Origin of the sequence: Allorhizocola rhizosphaerae (genome assembly GCF_003426775.1) — a bacterium.
GTDB lineage: Bacteria > Actinomycetota > Actinomycetes > Mycobacteriales > Micromonosporaceae > Allorhizocola > Allorhizocola rhizosphaerae.
This window is the reverse complement of record NZ_QJUG01000408.1, coordinates 1-3,389: the sequence shown is the minus strand read 5'-3', so window position 1 is coordinate 3,389 and position 3,389 is coordinate 1. Positions and strand designations below refer to the sequence as shown.

The following is a 3,389-nucleotide window of genomic DNA, read 5'->3' as shown; positions in this document are numbered from 1 at the left end:
GGTGCTGCCTGCGCGGGTGCTGCCTGCGCGGGTGCTGCCTGCGCGGGTGCCTCCTGCTGCGGCTGTGCGGGCGCCTGGGCCTCTTGCGAGGGCTGCGGGGCGGCTGCGGCCTGCGGCTTCTCCTCCGGCTGCGACGGTGCCGCCGCGGGAGCCGCCTCGCCGTCGCCCGCGATCAGCGCGAGCTCCGAACCCACCTCTGCCGTCTCGTCCTCGGCGACGAGAATCTTCTGCAGGACACCAGCCGCCGGAGACGGGATCTCGGTGTCGACCTTGTCGGTGGACACCTCGAGCAGGGGCTCGTCGACCTCGACGCGCTCGCCCTCCTGCTTGAGCCACCGCGTGACGGTGCCTTCGGTGACGCTCTCGCCCAGCCGCGGCATGGTGACCGATACCGGCATTGCTCCGAACTCCTTATGTGGGTGAAGTCAAATTAGCTCAAGCCTAGTTGTGCGCGTGCAACGGCTTGCCCGCAAGAGCGAGGTGCGCCTCGCCCAGGGCCTCGTTTTGCGTCGGGTGCATGTGAATCAACTGCGCGACCTCGGCCGGGAACGCCTCCCAGTTGACGATGAGCGACGCCTCGCCCACCTGCTCGCCCATGCGAGCGCCGATCATGTGGATGCCGACGACCGGGCCGTCCTTCTGCCGCACGAGCTTCACGAAACCCTGCGTGCCCAGGATCCGGCTCTTGCCGTTGCCGCCGAGGTTGTAGTTGTAGGTCTCCACGCTGCCCTCGCCGAATTTCTCCTTGGCCTGCGCCTCGGTGATGCCGACCGAGGCGACCTCGGGGTCACAGTAGGTCACGCGGGGGATGCCCGACTCGACGATCGGTGCCGGATTCTTGCCGGCGATCTCCTCTGCCACGAAGATGCCCTGCTGGAAGCCGCGGTGCGCCAGCTGGACCCCGGGCACGATATCGCCGACGGCGTAAACATTGGGCACGTTGGTGCGCAGCCGCTCGTCGGTGAGCACGAAACCGCGATCCATCTTCACGCCCTGCGACTCGAAGCCGCAGTTGGCCGTCGACGGGCCGCGCCCGACGGCCACGAGCAGCAGCTCGGCCTCGAACGTCTCCCCGCCCGCGATGGTCACCTTGACGCCGGAGTCGGTCTTCTCGAACTTTTCGAACGGCTTGCCCACCTTGAAGTTGATCCCACGCTTGCGGAACGCCCGCTCAAGCTGCTTCGAAAGATCTGCGTCCTCGGCCGGCACCAAACGGGGCAGGGCTTCGATAATCGTCACATCCGAGCCGAGCGACTTCCACGCGCTGGCGAACTCGACGCCGATCACGCCGCCGCCCAGGATGATCGCGCTGGCGGGGACCCGGTCGAGCTGCAGGGCCTCCTCGCTGGCGAACACGCGCTCGCCGTCGATCTCCAGACCGGGCAGGGTCTTGGAGTAGGACCCGGTGGCCAGCACGATGTTGCGCCCCGTGTAACGGGTGCCGGCGACCTCGACCGCATTGGGCGCGACCAGCGTGCCCGCACCCTCCACATAGGTCACCTTGGCCGCCTTGATCAGGCCCTGCAGGCCCTTGTAGAGGCCCGCGACCACGCCGTCCTTGTAGGCGTTGACACCCTTCATGTCCACGCCCAGCAGCTCGGCGTTGATGCCGAAGTGTGCCGACTCGCGGGTCTGGTCTGCCACCTCACCCGCATGCAGCAGCGCCTTGGTCGGGATGCAGCCGCGGTGCAGACAGGTGCCACCGAGCTTGTCCTTCTCGATCAGCGCAACGGACAGTCCCAGCTGCGACGCGCGCAACGCGGTGGCGTATCCGCCGCTGCCGCCGCCGAGGATCACTACGTCGAAGGTGTCGGTCACGATCGCTCCCTCATGTGTCAAGGCTGCCAACGGTCATCTTGTCACTCCGGCCCGCGCCGCGCTCGGGGAGGTGCCGAACGACACTCCTGCTTTACTCTTGTCTCCTTGAGATTGGAGCGAGAGGGAGAGCCAGTGGGGTGGTTCCGGCGTCGTAGCAGCTCGTCAGCCGATCGTTCGGCCAAGCCGGGCGATATAGCCCACCTTGAGCAGTTTCTGCAGACTCGCCGCGGTGTGGAGGCGTTCATCGAGCCGCGCACGACCGTGACCGAGACGACCGTCATGCTCATCGCCTTTGACGGCGAGTGGACCAGGCGCCGGATGCCGAGCCCGTTGGCGGTCCGGCAGTTCGCCCAGCGCTGGTCCATCCCCGTCTACGACGTGCAGCTCGTCGGATACCCCCAACGGATGCGGGACTACAACGAGCGCAAGAAGAGATCCGGCAATAGTTAACCGTTGGAGGCGAGGTCGTCGACGAGCGCGATCAGCATGCGCACCGGCACGCCCGTGCCGCCCTTGCTCCAATAGCCGGTCGGCTCGCCGGAGTGAAACGAGGGCCCGGCCACGTCGATGTGCGCCCACTGCACGCCCTCGGCCACGAACTCGCGCAGGAACACACCGCCCTGCAGCATGTGCCCGGCCCGCTCCATGCCCGCGCTGACCTGCAAAATGTCGGCCACATCCGACTCCATCGACTTGCGAATCTCGTCGGGCAGCGGCATCGGCCACGTGGGCTCGCCCACCGCCTCACCGGCCACCTTGGCCCGCTGGCACAGCTCGTCGGAGCCCATCACGCCGGCGATCTTCTTGCCCAGCGCGATCACCTGTCCACCGGTCAAAGTGGACGTCTCAAGTAGATAGTCGGGGTTGTCCTCGCAGGCGCGCGCGATCGCGTCGCCCAGGATCATGCGGCCCTCGGCGTCGGTGTTGAGCACCTCGACCCGCTTGCCGTTGCGCATCGTGACCACGTCGCCGGGGCGGTAGGCCTCGCCGGAGAGCATGTTTTCCGCGATCGGGATGAACGCCGACACCTGCAGCAGCGGCTTCAGCTCGGCCAGCGCGATCATCACGCTGGCGACCGCGGCCGCCCCCGCCATGTCGGACTTCATCTCCCACATGCCCTGGGCCGGCTTGATCGACACGCCCCCGGTGTCGAACGTGATGCCCTTGCCGATCAAAGCGAGCTTCTTCGTCGGCGCCAGCGTCTCCGGCGGGTTGTAGGTCAGGCGCACCATGCGCGGCTTGGCCTCCGAGCCCATGCCGACCGCCAGGATGCCGCCGAAGCCGCCCTTGGCCAGCGCCGCCTCGTCGAGCAACTCGACGTCGAGGCCCGCCTTGCCGGCCGCGTTGGCGATCTCGTCGGCGAACACCGGCGGGCGCAGCAGATTGGCCGGGGCGTTGACCCAGTCGCGAGTGCGCACCACGGCCGCGGTCACGACTCCGGCCCGGCGCACCTCGCTGTTGGCCACCTCCTCGTGGGCGTCGGGCACGAGCACCGACACCGAGCCGACCGGGTCTTTGCGGATGGGCTGAGGCTTGCCCTTGTATCCGGTGAACCGGTAGGCACCCAGCAC

Annotated in this window: 4 protein-coding genes; 1 reads left to right on the top strand and 3 read right to left on the bottom strand. The window is 67.9% G+C overall.

The genetic code is table 11. The features are described 5' to 3' along the window. On the bottom strand, positions 1-398 hold a 398-nt coding region (locus DM816_RS41040; protein ID WP_342768808.1), incomplete at its 3' end, for a biotin/lipoyl-containing protein. Between the two features lie 43 nt (positions 399-441). Continuing rightward, entirely contained in the window at positions 442-1,818 is a 1,377-nt protein-coding gene (gene lpdA / locus DM816_RS41035) for a dihydrolipoyl dehydrogenase (protein ID WP_117215831.1), read from the bottom strand. Between the two features lie 132 nt (positions 1,819-1,950). On the opposite strand from lpdA, the gene DM816_RS41030 reads away from it, so the two are divergent. Continuing rightward, positions 1,951-2,268 carry a hypothetical protein gene (locus tag DM816_RS41030; protein WP_117215830.1) on the top strand — a complete coding sequence of 106 codons (318 nt, stop codon included), beginning with the start codon at positions 1,951-1,953 and terminating at the stop codon, positions 2,266-2,268. On the opposite strand, the gene DM816_RS41025 is transcribed toward DM816_RS41030, so the two are convergent. After that, on the bottom strand, positions 2,265-3,389 hold a 1,125-nt coding region (locus tag DM816_RS41025), incomplete at its 5' end, for a leucyl aminopeptidase (RefSeq protein ID WP_117215829.1). The genes DM816_RS41030 and DM816_RS41025 overlap by 4 nt on opposite strands.